Below are 18,797 nucleotides of genomic sequence, written 5' to 3' on the forward strand. Positions count from 1 at the left end.
AAATAAAATTTAAAATATTTAGAATTTATATCTTGGACTATGGTAGGATAGATATGTATTGAGGTTATAAAATTTTATAATTAATAATTAGTGGGGGACTATATATATGGCGATACTTATAACGGGTGGAGCAGGATATATTGGTAGTCATACGTGTATAGAATTATTAAATAGTAATTATAAAATTATAGTCGTAGATAATCTTTCAAATAGTTCAATCGAGTCTTTAAACCGAGTAAAAGAGATAACAGGAAAACAATTCGAATTTTATAAAGAAAGTGTTTTAAATCGTGAAAAAATGAATGAGATTTTTTTGAGAAATAACATTGAAGCGGTTATACATTTTGCTGGATTTAAAGCGGTGGGGGAATCAACTACAATTCCTCTTACATATTATTATAATAATATAATAAGTACGATCATACTATGTGATGTGATGCAGAAACATAATGTTAAAAAATTTATTTTTAGTTCATCTGCAACTGTATATGGAATTCCAAAAACATCACCAATTACAGAAGAATTTCCGCTGAGTGTGACAAATCCATATGGACAAACAAAATTAATGATTGAGCAAATTATGCGTGATGTAGCAAAAGCTGATGATGAATGGAGTATTGCGTTACTTCGTTATTTCAATCCATTCGGAGCACATAAAAGTGGCCGTATTGGAGAAGATCCAAATGGAGTTCCGAATAATTTAATGCCATATGTAACGCAGGTGGCGGTAGGTAAGTTAAAAGAGCTAAATATATTCGGAAATGATTATCCAACGAAAGATGGGACAGGTGTCCGTGATTATATTCACGTTGTTGATCTTGCAAAAGGACATGTAAAGGCACTTGAGAAAGTACTTGAGACGAAAGGAATCGAGGCATACAATCTTGGCACAGGTAAAGGATATAGTGTATTGGAGATGGTAAAGGCTTTTGAGAAGGTTTCAGGTAAGAAAATACCTTATAAAGTAATAGGGCGTCGTCCTGGTGATGTAGCAATATGTTTTGCTGATGTATCTAAAGCGAAACGAGAATTAGGATGGGAAGCGGAATATGGGTTAGAAGAGATGTGTGTAGATTCTTGGAGATGGCAGGTAAATAACAAAAATGGTTATCAAATGATTTAAGCAAGTTAGTAAAGTATTCTTTTATAGGATACTTTATTTTTATTGTATGTATATAATAAATCCTGTTTTTTATGCTGTTACCTGAGGTCAGTAATATACTTATTTTAGGAAAGAGAAATGAATGAAATATTACTGACCATAGTATTCCAATAGAGTTGTCCCTATTGCCTCTATTGCATATATTTATAGATTGTTGATAGAAAAAAGAGACCTTTAATGAATGCGAACAAGTTGTTTATGATACACTGTATTACTTTCTTGGCTTGTAGAGGGTGGAAGGCTTCGGCCAAAGCAATTTGCAATAATATTAGAATGAGTAGGATAGGAAATACGAATTTCATATAAATCAATAGCTGCATCTAAATTAGCATAAAATACTTCTAGGTTGTTGCCTTGTAAAAGATATGGGAATTGTACCACTGTATCTTCACCGATGAATACAGGTAATTTTACAGGGCTAGAATGGTTAGACCAATCCCATACTTCTATATTTACATAGTGTGCGTAATATGCATCTAAATTTACAACGTTTATTATTGCTGAAACTGTTGCAGGATTTCTTGTTAATGCACCTGTTGAATGAACAACAGATTGATTCGGATAATGATGAGGCATAAATATCAAACCTTTCTAATTGAATATGATTGTACAATATTCTATGCAGATCATTGATAGAATGAGATAGGGAGGATGCACCATTCTATCAATTTTTTATAGAAATAAAAAATGTAATATGGAAGAGTATTCTAATACTTGTATCATTGTTAAAGTACGTTTATAATCAAATAATCCTATTAGCTTTTAATTGAGTTACGCATTATTGAAAGCGTTTTTATAATGTGATACATTTCGATTGACATGATTACTGTATGGTATGTATTGAGGAGATTTTTTTATTGTTTTTTAAGGTAGGAAGTCTGACTTATTTTCGAAAAAACTTTGTATGTAGTTGTAAGTAAGAAGGAGAATAAGGAATAATATAATTTTTACAAGATAGGGAGGGGACAGTGTGAAAATGTAAGGTTTTCACATGAAGATATATGGGTTACGTAGGATTATTACTTTCGGGTGCAGCTTTATTTTTAAATAGTCTTGTTATATTGGGAAAAGCAGAGATGAAAAGTGCGGGTGTTTTTAATTTATTTGTAGGTGCACTACAAATTATTATTCCGTTCTATTTGATCATGATTTCTGACCAAAGCAATTGGACAGTGTATTCATATGCAGCTACTTTCTTATTTGGATTAACCTATTTATATGTAGGTGTTACCTTTATAAAAGGAATGGATAGTAGCGGTCTAGGCTGGTTTTGTATGTGGGTAGCAATTATTGCTTTATTCTATATGGTTGTTTCATTTGTTCAATTCCACGATGTTGTGAATGCATTAACGTGGTTTATGTGGGCATTACTTTGGTATTTATTCTTTGTATTAAATACACAAAAAAAGAATATCAATCAATATCTTGGAAGAATTGCCTTCGTACAATCATGGGTAACATTGACGTTACCTTCACTCTTTTATTTTATGGGAGTATGGGGCGAGGGATTTGTATATGATCTATGGGTTTATGTATCCGTAATTTCTATTTTATACTTCTGTTATTGCATTTATAAATATCGAGTACGTTAATATATTTTCTGTAGAAAAGCATGGAATCGTTAAACGAATTCCATGCTTTTTATATATGAGCAGTTATAATAGATAGGTATTATTTTACATTTTATCAAAATGGGGATGATGAAGTTGAAAAAAATATTGGTACTAGGGGGAACAAGATTTTTTGGTAAACATTTGGTAGAAGCACTTTTGCAAGATGGACATGATGTGACGATTGCGACGAGAGGGATTACAGAAGATTCTTTTGGAAGTACAGTAAAAAGACTTATTGTAGATAGAGAAGATGAAAAACAACTAGCAGAGCGTCTAGAAGATAAAAGTTATGATATCGTATACGATAATTTATGCTATAGCTCGAATGCAGCGAAGGTAATATGTGAAGTGTTACGAGGAAAAACGAAGAAATATGTTATGACATCTTCAATGGCTGTTTACGAGCCAGCAATAGGCTTGTTAGAAGAGAACTTTAATCCGTATGAGTATGCCATTACGTATGGGGATAGGAAGGATTTTAATTATGGTGAAGGCAAGCGATTAGCTGAAGCTGCTGTATTCGAACAAGCAACATTCCCAGTTGTTGCAGTACGTTTTCCAGTTGTTATTGGAGAAAACGATTATACGAAAAGGTTACAATTTTACGTTGAGCATATTGTGAAGCAAGAGCCTGTCGCGGTGAAGCATTTAGATGGAGAGTTGTCATTTATACATGAGAAAGAAGCAGGAGAATTTTTAGTTTGGTGCGGGATGAAGGATATAGAAGGGCCAATTAATGCTTGTAGCAACGGGGTAGTTTCTACTGGCGAAGTTATTCATTTCATAGAAGAAAATACGGGAATAAAAGCACTCGTTCAAGAAGTAGGAGATAATGTAGCGCCTTATAATGAAGTAATTAATTGTACATTACATAATGGAAAAGCTAGTGAATTAGGATTCCCGTTCCGAGAGTTGAAAATAGACATAGAACAAGTATTACGTTATTACATACATGCAATGAAATAATCATAAATCCCCCGGTGGCAATCCGGGGGATTCTGGAGGATTTCGACAATACTAATTTTACATTACCAAACTTACCTTATACGCACGACTAATGTTTTTGTGATTGAATTGCTTGTAAATACTTTTCATTTACCCGGTCCCAGTTCACTGTATGCCACCAATTGGTAACAAATTCTGGACGCCGATTTTGATACTTTAAATAATAGGCGTGTTCCCATACATCGATGACGAGTAATGGAATTTTACCTTCTTGCAAAGGTGTATCTTGATTTGGTGTACTCATAACGGATAGTTCCTCACCGTCCATAACAAGCCATCCATAGCCACTTCCAAAACGACTAATAGCTGCTTTGGAAAGTTGATCTTTTAAGTTGTCAAAGGTATTGAAATAATAATCAATGACTTTTGCAACGTCTCCATTAGGCTCACCGCCACCTCGAGGGCTCATTACTTCCCAAAAAAGACTATGACAATAGTGACCACCGCCGTTATTTCTTACAGCTGTAACAATTTCCTTTGGTAAAACGTCTAAATTACATAGTAACTCTTCTAAAGATTTATTATGTAATTCCGTATAGTTTTCTAAAGCGGCATTCAAGTTATTTACATATGTCGCATGATGTTTTCCATGATGAATAGAAAGTGTGTTGCTGTCGATATATGGCTCTAGTTCATCATAGTCATATGAAAGCTTTGGCAATTGAAATGAAGACATAACATTACCTCCTTTCTCTTTAAAAGTTGGTCTAGGTAAAAAAACTTTACCTGAGTCAAAAATACACCTATTTTTTATGTAAGTCAATAGTAATGTCTTTAATTTTCTGAAAAATATTACAATAAAAGTAACACTTCGACTTTCATTTGTGACTCTTATTCTTTTTGCTTATACTGTAAAGTAGAACGTTTTGTTGAAATAGAAGGAGATCGTTTATGAGTAAAACGAAACAATTAATAGGGGAAGCGAGTCAGTTTATTACGATTTGCTATAAAGAGCTTAATAAAGAGCAATTCATAGAAGAGCGTGTGAAAGAAATTCAAGTTGAGATAGAGAAGACGGGGACGTATGAGCATACATTCGAAGAACTTGTTCATGGATCGCGAATGGCATGGCGCAATAGTAATCGATGTATCGGAAGACTATTTTGGAGTAAGATGCACATATTAGATGCACGTGAAGTAAATGATGAGGAAGGTGTATACAATGCATTAATTCATCATATTAAATATGCGACGAACGATGGAAAAGTGAAACCGACGATTACAATTTTTAAGCAATATCAAGGTGAAGAAAATAATATACGAATTTATAATCACCAATTGATTCGGTATGCAGGATATAAAACGGAAATGGGAGTGATTGGTGACTCTCATTCCACTGTGTTTACGGATTTTTGTCAGGAACTTGGCTGGCAGGGAGAAGGTACGAATTTCGATGTATTGCCACTTGTATTTTCTGTCGATGGAAAAGAACCTGTATATAAAGAGATTCCTAAAAAAGAAGTGAAAGAGGTACCGATTGAACATCCAGAGTACCCAATCTCATCTTTAGGAGCAAAGTGGTATGGGGTTCCAATGATTTCAGATATGCGCTTAGAAATTGGCGGTATTTCTTATACGGCAGCTCCGTTCAATGGATGGTATATGGGAACGGAGATTGGGGCTCGTAACTTAGCGGATCATGATCGTTATAATTTACTGCCGGTTGTTGCGGAGATGATGGAGTTAGATACATCGAGAAACGGTACGTTATGGAAAGACAAGGCGCTAATTGAGTTGAATATTGCCGTATTACATTCCTTCAAAAAACAAGGAGTTAGTATTGTAGATCATCATACAGCTGCACAACAATTTCAACAATTTGAGAAGCAAGAAGCATTATGTGGACGGGTTGTAACAGGGAATTGGGTGTGGCTCATTCCACCACTGTCGCCAGCTACCACTCATATTTATCATAAACCGTATCCGAATGAAATTTTGAAGCCGAATTTCTTTCATAAATGATATGTAGTATAGTTTTTTTATGTAAAATATAATTTTTTTTAATTACTGTTACGTAGCAAATGGAAGCCTTTACTATCGGTTATTTTTGGAAGGGGCTTTTTGAACCAAGGAGTTCCTTATGTTATAATCAAATTTCTGTTTCGAAGACCTTATAGAAATATAAGGTCTTTTGTTTTGCTTTTTTATGTAATAGGAATAGAAATTTTCTTTTAAATAAGGGATTTAGCATATTTTTAGGGACAACATAAGTGTGTAGAAAATCGATGAATTATTATGCTTATATAATCGTTATGTTTTGGTTGTAAACAGTAAAACATAATAAAGTTGTTTTTTTAGATTGCTGAGGAAGGAGGAAGTGTAAATGAGAATGAAGAGTCGAAAAACAGATTGGCCTGTATTTCTTATTAGTGGTGGCTCACTTTTATTATTTGTAATTGCAGTTATTTTAAATAAAAGTTATGTAGAGGGAGTCATTAATAGAAGTTTTGCAGCTTCGATTAAATATTTTGGTGCCTTTTGGCAGGTTTTATTAATTGGTACGTTTATTGTGGCAATGTGTATGGCGTTTTCAAAATATGGAAGAGTTAAACTTGGGGGGCTAGAAAAACCTGAGATTAGTACGACAAAATGGCTCGCTATTATTATGTCTACATTACTTGCCGGAGGTGGCGTTTTTTGGGCAGCCGCAGAGCCGATGTACCACTTGATGACGGTGCCACCAATACATGAAGGTATAACTGCTGGAACGCAAGAAGCAGTCATGCCTGCTTTAGCACAAAGTTATATGCACTGGGGTTTCCTCGCTTGGACGATTTTAGGTACAATTAGTGCGGTAGTTATGATGTACGGACACTATCATAAAGGTATGCCGTTAAAACCTCGAACGCTTTTATATCCTATTTTTGGGGAAAAATTGCGAAAGAGTTGGCTTGGAACAATGATTGACGTATTTGCCATTATTGCGGTAGCTGCAGGGACGATTGGTCCAATCGGATTTTTAGGACTACAAGCAAGTTATGGATTACAAGCATTGTTTGATATTCCTGATGTGTTTACTACTCAATTAGCCATTATTGTTTGTGTAGTAGCTGTTTCTACTATATCTGCGGTAACGGGAATTGATAAAGGGATTCAAATTATAAGTAATTTAAATGTTAGGTTAGCAGTTTTATTAATGGTATTCGTATTACTGTTTGGACCAGGTGGATTTATTATTGATTCATTTGTTTCTTCATTTGGATTTTATATAAATGAATTTATTCCAATGAGCACATATCGTGGTGATACAACTTGGTTAGGATCATGGACAATCTTTTTCTGGGGATGGTTTATTGGATATGGACCGATGATGGCAATTTTAGTGAGCCGTATTTCAAGAGGAAGAACAATCCGAGAAATCATCGTTGCAATTGGAATTATTGCACCTATTATTACAACGTTTTGGTTTACGATTTTGGGAGGATCAGGTGTATTTTACGAGTTAATGAATCCTGGTTCTATTTCGACCGCATTAAGTGAATCTGGTATGCCAGCGGCTATGATTGCAATTACAGAGCAACTGCCACTCTCTCATATTATTGGACCTGCATTTCTTTTATTAACAATTTTATTTGTAGTGACAACAGGAGATTCAATGGCTTATTCGATTTCAATGGCAGTGACTGGAGATGGAGATCCTAGAATTAGCTTGCGAGTGTTTTGGTCGCTTATTATGGGAACAGTTGCAACGATTCTTTTATACATGGGTGAGGGAAGTATTAATGCATTGCAATCATTCATCGTAGTAACAGCTGTCCCAGTATCCATTCTGTTATTCCCAATGCTATGGCTAGCGCCTAAAGTTGCAGGGGAATTAGCTTTAAAGCAAGGTATTGTAAAAGAAGAAGAGAAAACTTCCTTCTTGTTTCAAAAAGCTAGTAAATCAAAATAAATAATTGTATTTATATAAAAAGAGGAAGCATCTCATTTGAGATACTTCCTCTTTCTTATTTATCCAACTACTTTTCTTGAAGGATACAGTTTCAATCTATTCTAATACTTTATCTTTCGTCTCTGGGACACATAATAGCATTGTAACTAAACCGATTGGATAGATAATGAAGATGAGAGATAGTGCTCCCATTAAATTGCCACCTGCAGCAAGTAAGCCGATAATAACAGGTCCAAATCCAGCTAACCCACGTCCTGTCCCGAAAATAAAGTTCTCTGCTGTCGAGCGAGCTTCAGCAGGATAGTTTTCAGCTAAAACTGCTCCGAATCCTCCCATCATGCCATTTGCAAAGAATCCAAGCAATGCACTTCCCCATAACAATAATGTTGAGTCTGTGAATAAGAAGAAGTAAATGAGACAGTATATAGTACCACCGACATAATAGATTGTAAAAGTTTTACGGCGGCCAATTTTATCGGCTAGAATACCGAACGTTGCAATTCCAATTAGCATGCCGATCGTAGAGATGAACATCCAACCGCTCGCTTTTGCTAACGTGTAGTTATATTTATTTGCCAAAATAGTTGGCATCCATGTGAAAATTCCATAATATCCGAAGTTTTGGATGAATGACATAATAATAAGACCGATTGTTGTTATCGTTACTTTTTTATTGGCAAATAACTTTCGAAGTGGGAACTTTTTCATTTGCTTTAGTTGTTCTGCCTCGGTAATTGTTAAATTACCTTCAGCTTCTTTTTGTAACAACTCTTTTTTGTATCTTTGTTTTTGTTCCCATATTTTCGGTTCACTTAAACTTTTGCGTACATAGACAGCTAGTAGAGCGGGAATGAGCCCAAATAAGAAAACAGCTCTCCATCCGAAATGCGGGACGATAAATGCTGGAAGGAGTGAAGCGACTAGTACGCCAAATTGCCATCCAAGTGCAACAACGGATGTCGCCTTAGCGCGCATTTCTTTAGACCATGTTTCAGTTACGATGGCCATCCCGATCCCGAATTCACCACCAACTCCCATTCCAACTAAAAAGCGAAGAATTAATAATTGCCAATAATCTGTTGCGAAATAAATAAGTGCTGTTGCTAGTGAGAATAGTAAGATTGTGAAGGCCATCGTACGGATACGCCCAAATAAATCAGCAATAAATCCAAATAAATAAGACCCAATTAGCATTCCTATTGTGGTAGCTAAAGTTAAGTTTCCACCTTCAACAGGGCTTAAATGAAATTCTTTTAAAATGTAGACGAGTACGAAAGATAAGAGCAACATATCTAAACCTTCTGCTGCATATCCTAGCGCAGAACCAAACAATGTTTTATATCTTTTCTCTTTCGTCTCCTCTGTTGTTGATTGTACATCAGTAGTAATGTTCATCATTACTCCTCCTTATTTTCTTCTACAGTCGCTATGGAAGAATAACAAAAGGCCTTCTCACCTGATATGATGAGAAGGCCAAAAAAGCATACGTATCCCTAAAAAAGACCATACGTATAGTATATTCCGACTTCCTTCTCAACCTCACGGGGTTGGGTTAAAGGACTGTATTATATTACCTTATTTTTAGCACTCTTCTATTAGATTGTCAAATAAAGAGTGAATTGTTATGTGTAAAATATTTCAAAAGATACTTCATTCTCCTTGACGCCCACTTCATTATTTTCCCATAATAAAACTAACTCATATAAAAAGGAATGAATCACAGATGCTAAATTTAGTACTTATGATGATTGAACGTGTCGGACTTATTGTTATTTTAGGATTTTTACTGTCTCATATTAAAACGTTCAGGCGCCTTCTTCATAGACAAGATGGGTATGTAGATAAGCTTAAGCTTATTTGTATTTTTTCAGTGTTTACAATTGTAAGTAATTACACGGGAATTGAAATTGCAGGGAATACAATTATGAATGAAAATTGGCTACAAGGTGTTTCGTCATCTAGTACAATTGCGAATACACGTATTATGGGTGTTGGAATTAGTGGATTACTTGGTGGTCCTATCGTCGGAATTGGAGTAGGATCGATTGCTGGTATTCACCGTTATATGCTTGGCGGGACGACAGCGCTAAGTTGTGCAATCTCGTCAATTTTAGCAGGTGTTATAACGGGTTATATTGGATACATTTTCAAAAAATATAATCGTGCAATTACGCCTAAGTTTTCGGCAGTTTTAAGCGTGTTTATCGTTTCTTTAGAAATGATTATGATCCTATTAATCGTAGAGGATGGAATTAGTATCGTGAAAACAATTGCGATACCAATGATCCTTGTAAATAGTTTCGGAAGTTTTATTTTACTTTCTATGATACAAGCTATTTTGCGCCAGGAAGAAAATGCGAAAGCTTTACAAACGCATAAAGTATTACGAATTGCTGACAAAACATTGCCGTATTTTCGCAGAGGATTAACAGAGGATTCTTGTAAACATGTGGCACAAATTATTCACCGCTTTACGGGAACAGATGCGGTATCCTTAACAGATACAGAGAAAATATTAGCTCACGTTGGATTAGCATCAGATCACCATATTCCTTCACATAGTTTAATAACGGGTTTATCGAAAGAAGTGTTGAACACAGGAAAAATAATGAAAGCGAAATCGCGTGAGGTTATTAATTGTCAACATGAAGGGTGCCCATTACAAGCGGCAGTTGTTATTCCACTAACTTCACATGGGAATACGATAGGAACATTAAAGCTTTATTTTAAAAACTCTAATCAATTAAGTCGTGTGGAAGAAGAGCTAGCGGAAGGGCTAGCGAAAATATTCTCTACACAGCTTGAGTTAGGTGAAGCAGAGTTACAAAGTAAGTTATTGCAAGATGCCGAAATAAAAGCGTTACAAGCACAAATCAATCCGCATTTTTTATTTAATGCAATTAATACTGTATCGGCTTTATGCCGAACAGATGTAGAAAAAGCGAGAAAATTATTATTGCAGCTTAGCGTGTATTTTCGTTGTAATTTGCAAGGGGCACGCCAATTGCTTATTCCATTAGAACAAGAGTTAAATCATGTACATGCATATTTATCGTTAGAACAAGCGAGGTTTCCGAATAAGTATGAAGTGAAGATGTACATTGAGGAAGAGTTAAAGACGACCTTAGTTCCACCATTTGTACTGCAACTATTAGTTGAAAATGCATTGCGCCATGCTTTTCCAAAAAAGCAGCCGGTGTGCGAAGTTGAAGTACATGTGTTTGAAAAAGAGGGGATGGTGCATTTTGAAGTCCAAGATAATGGACAAGGAATTGAGAGTGAGCGTCTAGGACAATTAGGAAAAATGGTAGTTCCATCAAAGAAAGGGACTGGAACAGCTTTATATAATATTAATGAACGACTTATCGGGTTATTTGGGAAAGAGACAATGCTTCAAATTGAAAGTGAATTAGAGCGAGGGACAAAGTTCCTCTTTGTAATTCCGAAAAAAGTAGGGGAGGAAAAACGGAGTGTTAAAAGTATTAGTAGTTGATGATGAAATGTTAGCGCGTGATGAATTGAAATATCTATTAGAGCAAACGAAAGAAGTAGAGATAATCGGTGAGGCGGATTGTGTAGAAGATGCATTAGAAGAGCTAATGCAAAATAAACCAGATATTGTGTTCTTAGATATTCAGCTATCTGATGATAACGGATTTGAAATCGCAAATATATTAAAGAAGATGAAAAATCCACCTGCAATTGTATTTGCTACTGCCTATGATCAATATGCGCTGCAAGCATTTGAAGTAGATGCGTTAGATTACATTTTAAAGCCGTTCGATGAAGAACGTATCGTACAGACATTAAAGAAATATAAAAAGCAAAAACAAATAAAATTAGAAACAAAACAAGAAGTAAAGAGTGTAGACGTAACAACTGAGATGCATAAATTAGCATTACCAATTGAGGAATCAATTGTACTTGTAAATATTGAAGATATTATATATGTAGGACTTGTGGACGGAAAAGTGACGGTAAAAACGATGAGAGAAACATATGTAACACATGATACACTTGTCATTTTGGAAAAGAAGTTGCCGCAGGCAAGTTTCATGCGTGTCCATCGCAGTTTTATTGCAAATATTAATCATATTACAGAAATACAACCATGGTTCAATTCTACATATAATTTAATTATGAAAGAAGGATCAAAAGTACCTGTTAGCCGTACATATGCAAAAGAACTCAAAAAGCTGCTTCGTATTTAAGAAGTAGCTTTTTGTATTTCATCTGCCTATTTCTGTAATTAATTTTGTATATTTGACGTTCTATTCTGTAAACGCTTACAGTTTTATTTGTATCTTATACAATTAAGGTACCAAATCGAAAGAGGTGGCCAAAATGAGTACGAAAAAAGTATATAGTTTCTTATCACAAGCATTCATATTTTCAGCTATTATGTTAGTTTCTAATATTATTGCAACACATTTACCAATTCCGATGCCTTCATCGGTGATCGGATTAGTTATTTTATTTAGCCTATTATGTTTAAAAGTTATTAAATTGGAACAAGTTGAATCACTTGGAACAGCTTTAACAGGTATTATCGGATTCCTTTTCGTCCCATCAGGTATTTCAGTTATTAATTCTCTTGGTGTAATGGGACAATATTTTGTACAAATTTTAACTGTAATTGTTGTAGCAACAATTATTTTACTTGCTGTAACAGGATTATTTGCACAATTTATCTTAGGAAAAGATGATAAAGAAATAGAAGATACGAAAGAATTGAAAGTAGTAAATAAAGGGCGCAAGCACGGAAAAGTTGCATAACTAATTTAGTATATATTGTTAGGAGGGAATGAACATGGCAAGCACAATGACTCCATATTTCGGAATCGTCGTTTCATTAATCGCATACGGAATCGGAACATTATTATTTAAGCATTCAAAAGGATTCTTCTTATTCACACCATTATTTGTAGCGATGGTGTTAGGGATTGTCTTTCTAAAAGTAGGTAATTTTACTTTTGAAGAATATAATACTGGCGGAAAAATGATTAGCTTCTTCTTAGAACCAGCAACAATCGCGTTTGCAATTCCATTATATAAACAAGTGGATAAGTTGAAAAAATATTGGTGGCAAATTTTATCGGCTATCGTAGTTGGATCCATTTGCTCAGTAATTGTCGTGTTCATTGTCGCCAAAGCAATTGGTCTAGATACAGCGGTAATGAATTCAATGTTACCACAAGCAGCAACAACAGCAATTGCGTTACCAATCTCTGAAAGTATTGGTGGCATACCAGCAATTACATCGTTTGCAGTTATTTTTAACGCAGTTATCGTATACGCATTAGGAGCGTTATTCTTAAAAACATTTAGAGTAAAACATCCAATTGCAAAAGGTTTAGCACTTGGAACAGCAGGTCACGCATTAGGAGTGGCAGTAGGAATTGAAATGGGTGAAGTAGAGGCAGCTATGGCAAGTATTGCTGTAACAGTAGTTGGGGTTGTAACTGTAGTTGTCATACCGATGTTTATGCCATTCATTGGCTAGGAAAACTTACTTAAAAAATGAGAAAAGCAAGCTATTTGTAGGACAGATTTCTACTGATAGCTTGCTTTTTATGTTACAGTAGTGGTAAGACCTATTTAAATAAAATGTAAGTTTCCTTAAATCTTCATTAATACTGTGTAGAATACGTTTTGAATTAGGTCATTGTATTGTAAAATAAGAAGTAAGCTACTATAGGATCTACTAAGGGAGATATATAATAAACTTATAAAGATCTTCATATGAATAAATAATTAAAGGTAGAGAAGAGAGAAAAAATCTACTTATTAACGTTTTACTTTATAGGACAGGAGAGAGTACTCGTCGATTATGCAAATAAAAAACCTGTTTCAAAGCAAAGGATTTCAGAGGTTACTCGTATTAGTAATACTTGCTCTCGTGTTATACGGGCTGCAAAGTATGTTGAATTTAATTTTAATTACGTTTATTCTCACGTATTTAATGGATCGATTCCAAAAGTTTATTTCTCGTAAATTAGATCATTTCATGCCCATTAATCGAAAAATTATTATAGCATTTCTATATGTCATGTTAATTGGTGGAATTGCTATTACGCTATTTAAATATTTACCAGTATTAACGATACAAATTTCACAATTGATTTATCAATTTAACGTATTTTTAAGAAATCCACCAGATAGTGAATTAATTAAGTATGCAGTGAATGCTGTCAATCATATGGAACTTTCGAAATATGTAGGACAAGGCGTCGACATTTTGTACAAATCGATTACGAATGTTGGTAAATTTGGCCTTCAAGTGTTACTTTCTTTAATTTTAAGTTTATTTTTCTTATTGGAAAAAGCTCGTATCGTTGCTTTTACTGCAAAATTTAAAGAAAGCCGACTTGCAATTTTCTATACTGAAATTGAGTACTTCGGTAAGAAATTTGCACGTTCATTCGGAAAAGTAATCGAAGCACAATTTTTAATTGCAGTTGTTAACTGTGTTTTATCCGTTATTGCACTATGGATATTAGGATTCCCGCAGTTATTAGGTTTAGCGTTAATGATCTTCTTACTCGGTTTAATTCCAGTAGCTGGGGTTATCATTTCGTTATTCCCACTTTGTATGATTGCTTACAATATCGGCGGTATTATGTACGTTGTTTATATTTTAATTATCGTAACAGTAATTCATGCGCTTGAAAGTTACGTGTTAAATCCGAAGTTTATGTCGCAAAAAACAAACTTACCGATTTTCTATACATTTATGGTATTAATCTTCTCAGAACACTTCTTAGGTGTATGGGGATTAATTATCGGTATTCCAATCTTCATTTTCTTATTAGATGTCTTAGATGTGACAAGTGATGAAATGGAGAAGGATGTTGGAAAAAAATAAAGTGAAGTAAAGAAAAAGCATCGATGTTCGGTGCTTTTTCTTTTATAACATGATGTTCCTTATGCCATACTGTAAGAAGAACATAGAATAGGGGTGAAAGAATGGCTGTAAATGAAAAGGTAGAGCAAGCTACATTTGCTGGAGGATGCTTCTGGTGTATGGTTTCGCCATTTGAAGAGATGGAAGGGATTATACAGGTTGTTTCTGGCTATACGGGTGGTCATAAAGAGAATCCAACGTATAAAGAAGTATGTTCAGAGACGACGGGACATTATGAGGCAGTACAAATTACATTTGATGCAAATAAAATGCCGTATGAGGAGTTATTAAATATATACTGGAGACAAATTGATCCGACTGATATAGGTGGACAATTCCACGACCGCGGACAGTCTTACAAAACAGTGATTTTTTATCAGAATGAAGAACAACATAAAAAAGCAGAAGCTTCAAAAGAAGAGCTTGCAATGAGCGGACGCTTTTCAAAGCCGATTGCGACAAAAATATTACCAGCTACTACGTTTTATCCGGCTGAAGAATATCATCAAGGATATCATAAGAAAAACACATTCCGCTACGAGTTATACCGTAAAGGCTCAGGACGAGATGCGTTTATTAAACAACATTGGCCAAAAGATAATGCTCATTTAAAAGAAAAACTCAATGAGATGCAATTTTATGTAACGCAGGAAAATGGAACGGAACCACCCTTTCGAAATGAGTATTGGAATCATAAAGAAGAAGGTCTTTATGTAGATATCGTTTCAGGTGAGCCTTTGTTTACTTCTTTAGATAAGTTTGATAGTGGGTGTGGATGGCCTAGTTTTACAAAGCCAGTTATGTCAGCTAGTGTGAAAGAAAAAATGGATGTGAGTCATAATATGACTCGTACAGAAGTGAGAAGTAAGGAAGGAGATTCGCATCTTGGGCACGTATTTCCAGACGGTCCAGGACCAGATGGTCTTCGTTACTGTATTAACTCCGCAGCCCTTCGATTTATTCCAAAAGAGGAATTAGAGAAAGAAGGATATGGTGATTTCCTAATCTTATTCGGAAATAAAAAATAACCTCGCTAACTGCGAGGTTATTTTTTTGTTATTTTGCTTTTTTCTTTTTGAACTTGCTTAATGCTTCATAAACGATTGGAACAATAAGAAGTGTTAATAACGTTGAACTTGTTAATCCACCAATTACCGTTACACCAAGTCCTTTAGAAATTAAGCCGCTACCTTCAAATCCTAATGCAAGCGGGATAAGGGCCCCGATTGTTGCAATTGCAGTCATTAAAATCGGACGAAGGCGTGTTGCACCAGCTTCTAATAAAGCTTCACGTGTTGATAGGCCTTCATTTTCTTTATGAATAACGCGGTCGATAAGCACGATAGCGTTTGTTACGACGATACCAATTAACATAAGCGCCCCGATCATTGCAGATACACTTAATGTCTCGCCAGAGATTAATAAGGCGACAAGAGCCCCGATAATTGTAAATGGTAGCGAGAATAAAATTGCGAATGGTGCAAGGGCACCGCCAAATGTAACGACAAGAACGAAGTATACAATGGCAATCGCAGCTAACATCGCTAAGCCAAGTTGCTTGAATGATTCTTCAATATCTTTTGTAACGCCGCCCATAGAAACATCTACGCCAGAAGGAAGATCCATTTTATCTACTTCTTTTTGAACAGCGGCAGATGCTTTTGAAACGTCATCAGATGTTAGTTTTGCGCTTACTTCCGCATAAACACGGCCATCGCGGTGTTTTACTGTATTCGAAGTTTCACCTTCTTTTACAGTCATAACATCTTTCACAGCCACTTCAGTACCAAGTGGTGTTGTAATTTTTCGATTTGTTAAGTCATCGATTGTTTCATAATTTTGTTTTTCAGCTTCTACATATACATTGACATCTTTACCGTCTTTTTTAATTGTTGTCAGAACAGGGCGATCATGTTGATTAGAAAGTCCCATTCCAATTTGCGCAGCCGTTAGACCCATTTTACTTAGTTTTTCCTGATCTGCGACTAAAGTGTACTCTGCGTACGTTTTTGCAATACTGGAGTCTATATCTTTTAAGTCTTTATTTTTCTTCATGATATTTTGAATATCTTTTACGACAGGCTTAATGTCTTCTGAGCTATCTCCGTAAACGTATAGTTTAATTTCATTACTACCGCCACTTGCTCCGAAATCTTGGTTTTTCCATTCACCTTTTCCAGACATCTTCTGTAAATCTTTAACGACCTGTTCTTTTTCTTTTTCAAAGTTTTTCGTGTCGTTATCATATTGTACGAAGAACATTGCTTGGTTTGATTGACCAGGACTCATTGGGTTTTCTCCACCTAATGAGAATTGAATTGTTTTGACATCTTTATTATCTTGGAAGTGCTTCTCAGCTTTCGTTGCAATTTTTTCAACGTCTTCTAACGTTTGCCCTGGTTCAGGATTGTACGTTGCAATGATCATTTTTTCTTCTTCAGATGGTAAGAAACTTACACCGATAACTGGAACAAGTGCAAGACTACCAACTAATAGAAGGACAGCGATACTTGATGTAATGATTTTATGATTTAAAGCCCATGCAAGTATGCGTTTATAACCATTTGCTAATTTACTTGGTTTTTCTTCATGATGTACTTCTTTTTCTCTCATGCTCTCTTTCTTAAATAAAGAGTGAGCTAGCATCGGCACGATCGTAACTGCCACTAGTAACGATGCTAATAAAGCGAAGACGATAGTTAAGGCAAATGGTAAGAACATTTCACCAATCATACCTTTTACTAGTCCAAGCGGTAAGAATACAGCAATTGTTACAATGGTAGAAGACATAATTGGGATGAACATTTCCTTCGTAGCTTCACGAATTAAATCTTTTCCGCGCAGTTTCTCTTCTGATAACGACATACGTCGGTAAATATTTTCAATAACAACAATGGAGTCATCCACAACACGCCCGATAGCGACTGTCATTGCTCCGAGTGTCATAATGTTAAGTGTAATATCCATTTGCTTTATGACTAATACAGCAATTAATAAAGAAAGTGGTATGGAAACGACAGAGATTAATGTTGTTCGGATATTTCGTAGGAACAGCATAATAATAACAATCGCAAAGATAGCACCAAAAATGGCCTTGCTCAGCATTGTTTCTACTGACTTTTCAATCGGTGCACCTTGGTCGAATGTTGAAATAATCTCTAAGTCTTTATATTTTTTTTCAAGTTCTTTTACTTTATCTTTCGCTGCATTTACAACATCAACTGTATTCGCGTCAGCAGCTTTTACAATTTGAATTCCTATTGCTTCTTTTCCGTTTGTTCGAGAAATTGACTCTGCTTTTCCGACTTCTTTAATGTCAGCAATTTCGTCTAATGTAACTGTCGGAATTCCGTTCATAGCGGCTGGATTCATTTGCGGCGTTTGTGCACCGGCTCCAGCGTTTGGACTACCTTGACCGCTCGGAGATGAAGGTATAGCCGGGATTTTTAATTCTTTTAATGCTTTAATTGTTGTAATATTTCCATCTACAACAACTGATTTTTCTGTGTCTTTAAATGTATATAAGCCAAGTGGCAAAGATACGTCCGATCCTTTAATTACATTTTTTACAGTATCTTCACTTAAACCTAATTCTTTCATCTTATCTTTCTTGAAGACAAGTTGAACTTCATCTACTTGTTGACCTGAAATTTGAACAGATGCAACACCATCAAGTCCTTTTAATCCTGGCACAACATTCTTCTCTACATTTTCAGTTAAGGTAGCTAAAGATTCATTTTTACTTGCTACGCTTAATGAAATAACTGGAAAGGCATTAAAGTTTACACGTGAAACTTTCGGGTCTTTTACACCTTCTGGCAGTTTCAAATTTGCGAGAGCTTCTTTAATTTCTGTTTCAGCCTTTTCCATATTTTTATCAAAGTCATATTCTACCTGAATAGAAGATGCGTTTTGAAAAGATGATGAACTAACAACATTTACACCACTTAAATTTTGCAGTTGCTCTTCCATCGGTTTTGAAACCTTGTCAGCTACTTCTTCTGGTGTAGCACCAGGATAAACCGTGGTTACTGTTACAATCGGTGTTGTAATATCAGGAATTGTTTCCAGCTTCATGTTCAGCCCAGAATAAATACCTGCAATGGTAACAATAATGGTTAGTAGCCAAACTGCGAACTTATTTTTTAACGAGAAATTAATGATTTTGTTCATGTTTGCGCTCCCTTTTGTATTGTATTGACCAACTGGTCAGTCTAATAC

The 18,797-nt window shown here is 35.2% G+C and carries 15 protein-coding genes; 11 read left to right on the top strand and 4 right to left on the bottom strand.

Going from position 1 to position 18,797, the window contains the following annotated elements; all coding sequences use genetic code 11:
• The first annotated feature begins 106 nt into the window (after positions 1–106).
• Positions 107–1,123, top strand: a complete 1,017-nt coding sequence (gene galE, locus MR115_RS07385; RefSeq protein ID WP_063262407.1) for a UDP-glucose 4-epimerase GalE — start codon at positions 107–109, stop codon at positions 1,121–1,123.
• A 213-nt stretch (positions 1,124–1,336) separates the two neighbouring features.
• On the opposite strand, the gene MR115_RS07390 is transcribed toward galE, so the two are convergent.
• On the bottom strand, positions 1,337–1,738 hold the full coding sequence (locus MR115_RS07390; protein ID WP_242240656.1) for a hypothetical protein: 402 nt from the start codon (positions 1,736–1,738) through the stop codon (positions 1,337–1,339).
• Positions 1,739–2,163: 425 nt separating this feature from the next.
• Between MR115_RS07390 and MR115_RS07395 the strand changes: the two genes are divergently transcribed.
• Both MR115_RS07395 and MR115_RS07400 read left to right on the top strand, forming a co-directional pair.
• On the top strand, positions 2,164–2,754 hold the full coding sequence (locus tag MR115_RS07395; protein WP_063262405.1) for an AmiS/UreI family transporter: 591 nt from the start codon (positions 2,164–2,166) through the stop codon (positions 2,752–2,754).
• 105 nt (positions 2,755–2,859) lie between these two features.
• Positions 2,860–3,741 carry an NAD-dependent epimerase/dehydratase family protein gene (locus tag MR115_RS07400; RefSeq protein ID WP_242240660.1) on the top strand — a complete coding sequence of 294 codons (882 nt, stop codon included), beginning with the start codon at positions 2,860–2,862 and terminating at the stop codon, positions 3,739–3,741.
• Between the two features lie 88 nt (positions 3,742–3,829).
• Here the strand turns inward: MR115_RS07400 and sodA are convergent, their stop codons facing one another.
• Positions 3,830–4,456: a superoxide dismutase gene (gene sodA, locus MR115_RS07405; RefSeq protein ID WP_242240662.1), complete on the bottom strand. Its 627-nt coding sequence runs from the start codon at positions 4,454–4,456 to the stop codon at positions 3,830–3,832.
• Between the two features lie 215 nt (positions 4,457–4,671).
• Here sodA and MR115_RS07410 point away from each other — a divergent pair, with 215 nt between their 5' ends.
• Together MR115_RS07410 and MR115_RS07415 are read left to right on the top strand one after the other, a co-directional pair.
• Positions 4,672–5,742, top strand: coding sequence for a nitric oxide synthase oxygenase (locus MR115_RS07410; RefSeq protein WP_242240665.1), 1,071 nt, complete (start codon positions 4,672–4,674; stop codon positions 5,740–5,742).
• Positions 5,743–6,103: 361 nt separating this feature from the next.
• Complete coding sequence (locus MR115_RS07415) at positions 6,104–7,672, top strand: BCCT family transporter (RefSeq protein WP_242240667.1); 1,569 nt, start codon at positions 6,104–6,106, stop codon at positions 7,670–7,672.
• Between the two features lie 96 nt (positions 7,673–7,768).
• Here MR115_RS07415 and MR115_RS07420 read toward each other — a convergent pair whose 3' ends face one another.
• Positions 7,769–9,067, bottom strand: a complete 1,299-nt coding sequence (locus MR115_RS07420) for an MFS transporter (RefSeq protein ID WP_242240669.1) — start codon at positions 9,065–9,067, stop codon at positions 7,769–7,771.
• 328 nt (positions 9,068–9,395) lie between these two features.
• Between MR115_RS07420 and lytS the strand changes: the two genes are divergently transcribed.
• The 6 genes from lytS (at position 9,396) to msrB (ending at position 15,604) form a co-directional block, all read left to right on the top strand.
• Entirely contained in the window at positions 9,396–11,165 is a 1,770-nt protein-coding gene (gene lytS / locus MR115_RS07425; RefSeq protein ID WP_242240671.1) for a two-component system sensor histidine kinase LytS, read from the top strand.
• Positions 11,143–11,883 carry a LytR/AlgR family response regulator transcription factor gene (locus MR115_RS07430; RefSeq protein WP_048560483.1) on the top strand — a complete coding sequence of 247 codons (741 nt, stop codon included), beginning with the start codon at positions 11,143–11,145 and terminating at the stop codon, positions 11,881–11,883. The genes lytS and MR115_RS07430 overlap by 23 nt, the downstream gene beginning before the upstream one ends.
• Before the next feature lie 133 nt (positions 11,884–12,016).
• On the top strand, positions 12,017–12,448 hold the full coding sequence (lrgA, locus tag MR115_RS07435) for an antiholin-like murein hydrolase modulator LrgA (RefSeq protein ID WP_000104908.1): 432 nt from the start codon (positions 12,017–12,019) through the stop codon (positions 12,446–12,448).
• 34 nt (positions 12,449–12,482) lie between these two features.
• Positions 12,483–13,175 (top strand): antiholin-like protein LrgB, encoded by a 693-nt coding sequence (lrgB, locus tag MR115_RS07440; protein WP_000168869.1) that lies wholly within the window; start codon positions 12,483–12,485, stop codon positions 13,173–13,175.
• Between the two features lie 327 nt (positions 13,176–13,502).
• Positions 13,503–14,537, top strand: a complete 1,035-nt coding sequence (locus MR115_RS07445; protein ID WP_242240673.1) for an AI-2E family transporter — start codon at positions 13,503–13,505, stop codon at positions 14,535–14,537.
• Positions 14,538–14,638: 101 nt separating this feature from the next.
• Positions 14,639–15,604, top strand: a complete 966-nt coding sequence (gene msrB / locus MR115_RS07450) for a peptide-methionine (R)-S-oxide reductase MsrB (RefSeq protein ID WP_242240676.1) — start codon at positions 14,639–14,641, stop codon at positions 15,602–15,604.
• A 28-nt stretch (positions 15,605–15,632) separates the two neighbouring features.
• Here the strand turns inward: msrB and MR115_RS07455 are convergent, their stop codons facing one another.
• Entirely contained in the window at positions 15,633–18,749 is a 3,117-nt protein-coding gene (locus MR115_RS07455; protein WP_242240677.1) for an efflux RND transporter permease subunit, read from the bottom strand.
• Between the last annotated feature and the right edge of the window lie 48 nt (positions 18,750–18,797).

The organism is Bacillus cereus group sp. BfR-BA-01309 (assembly GCF_022664315.1).
Taxonomy (GTDB): domain Bacteria; phylum Bacillota; class Bacilli; order Bacillales; family Bacillaceae_G; genus Bacillus_A; species Bacillus_A mobilis.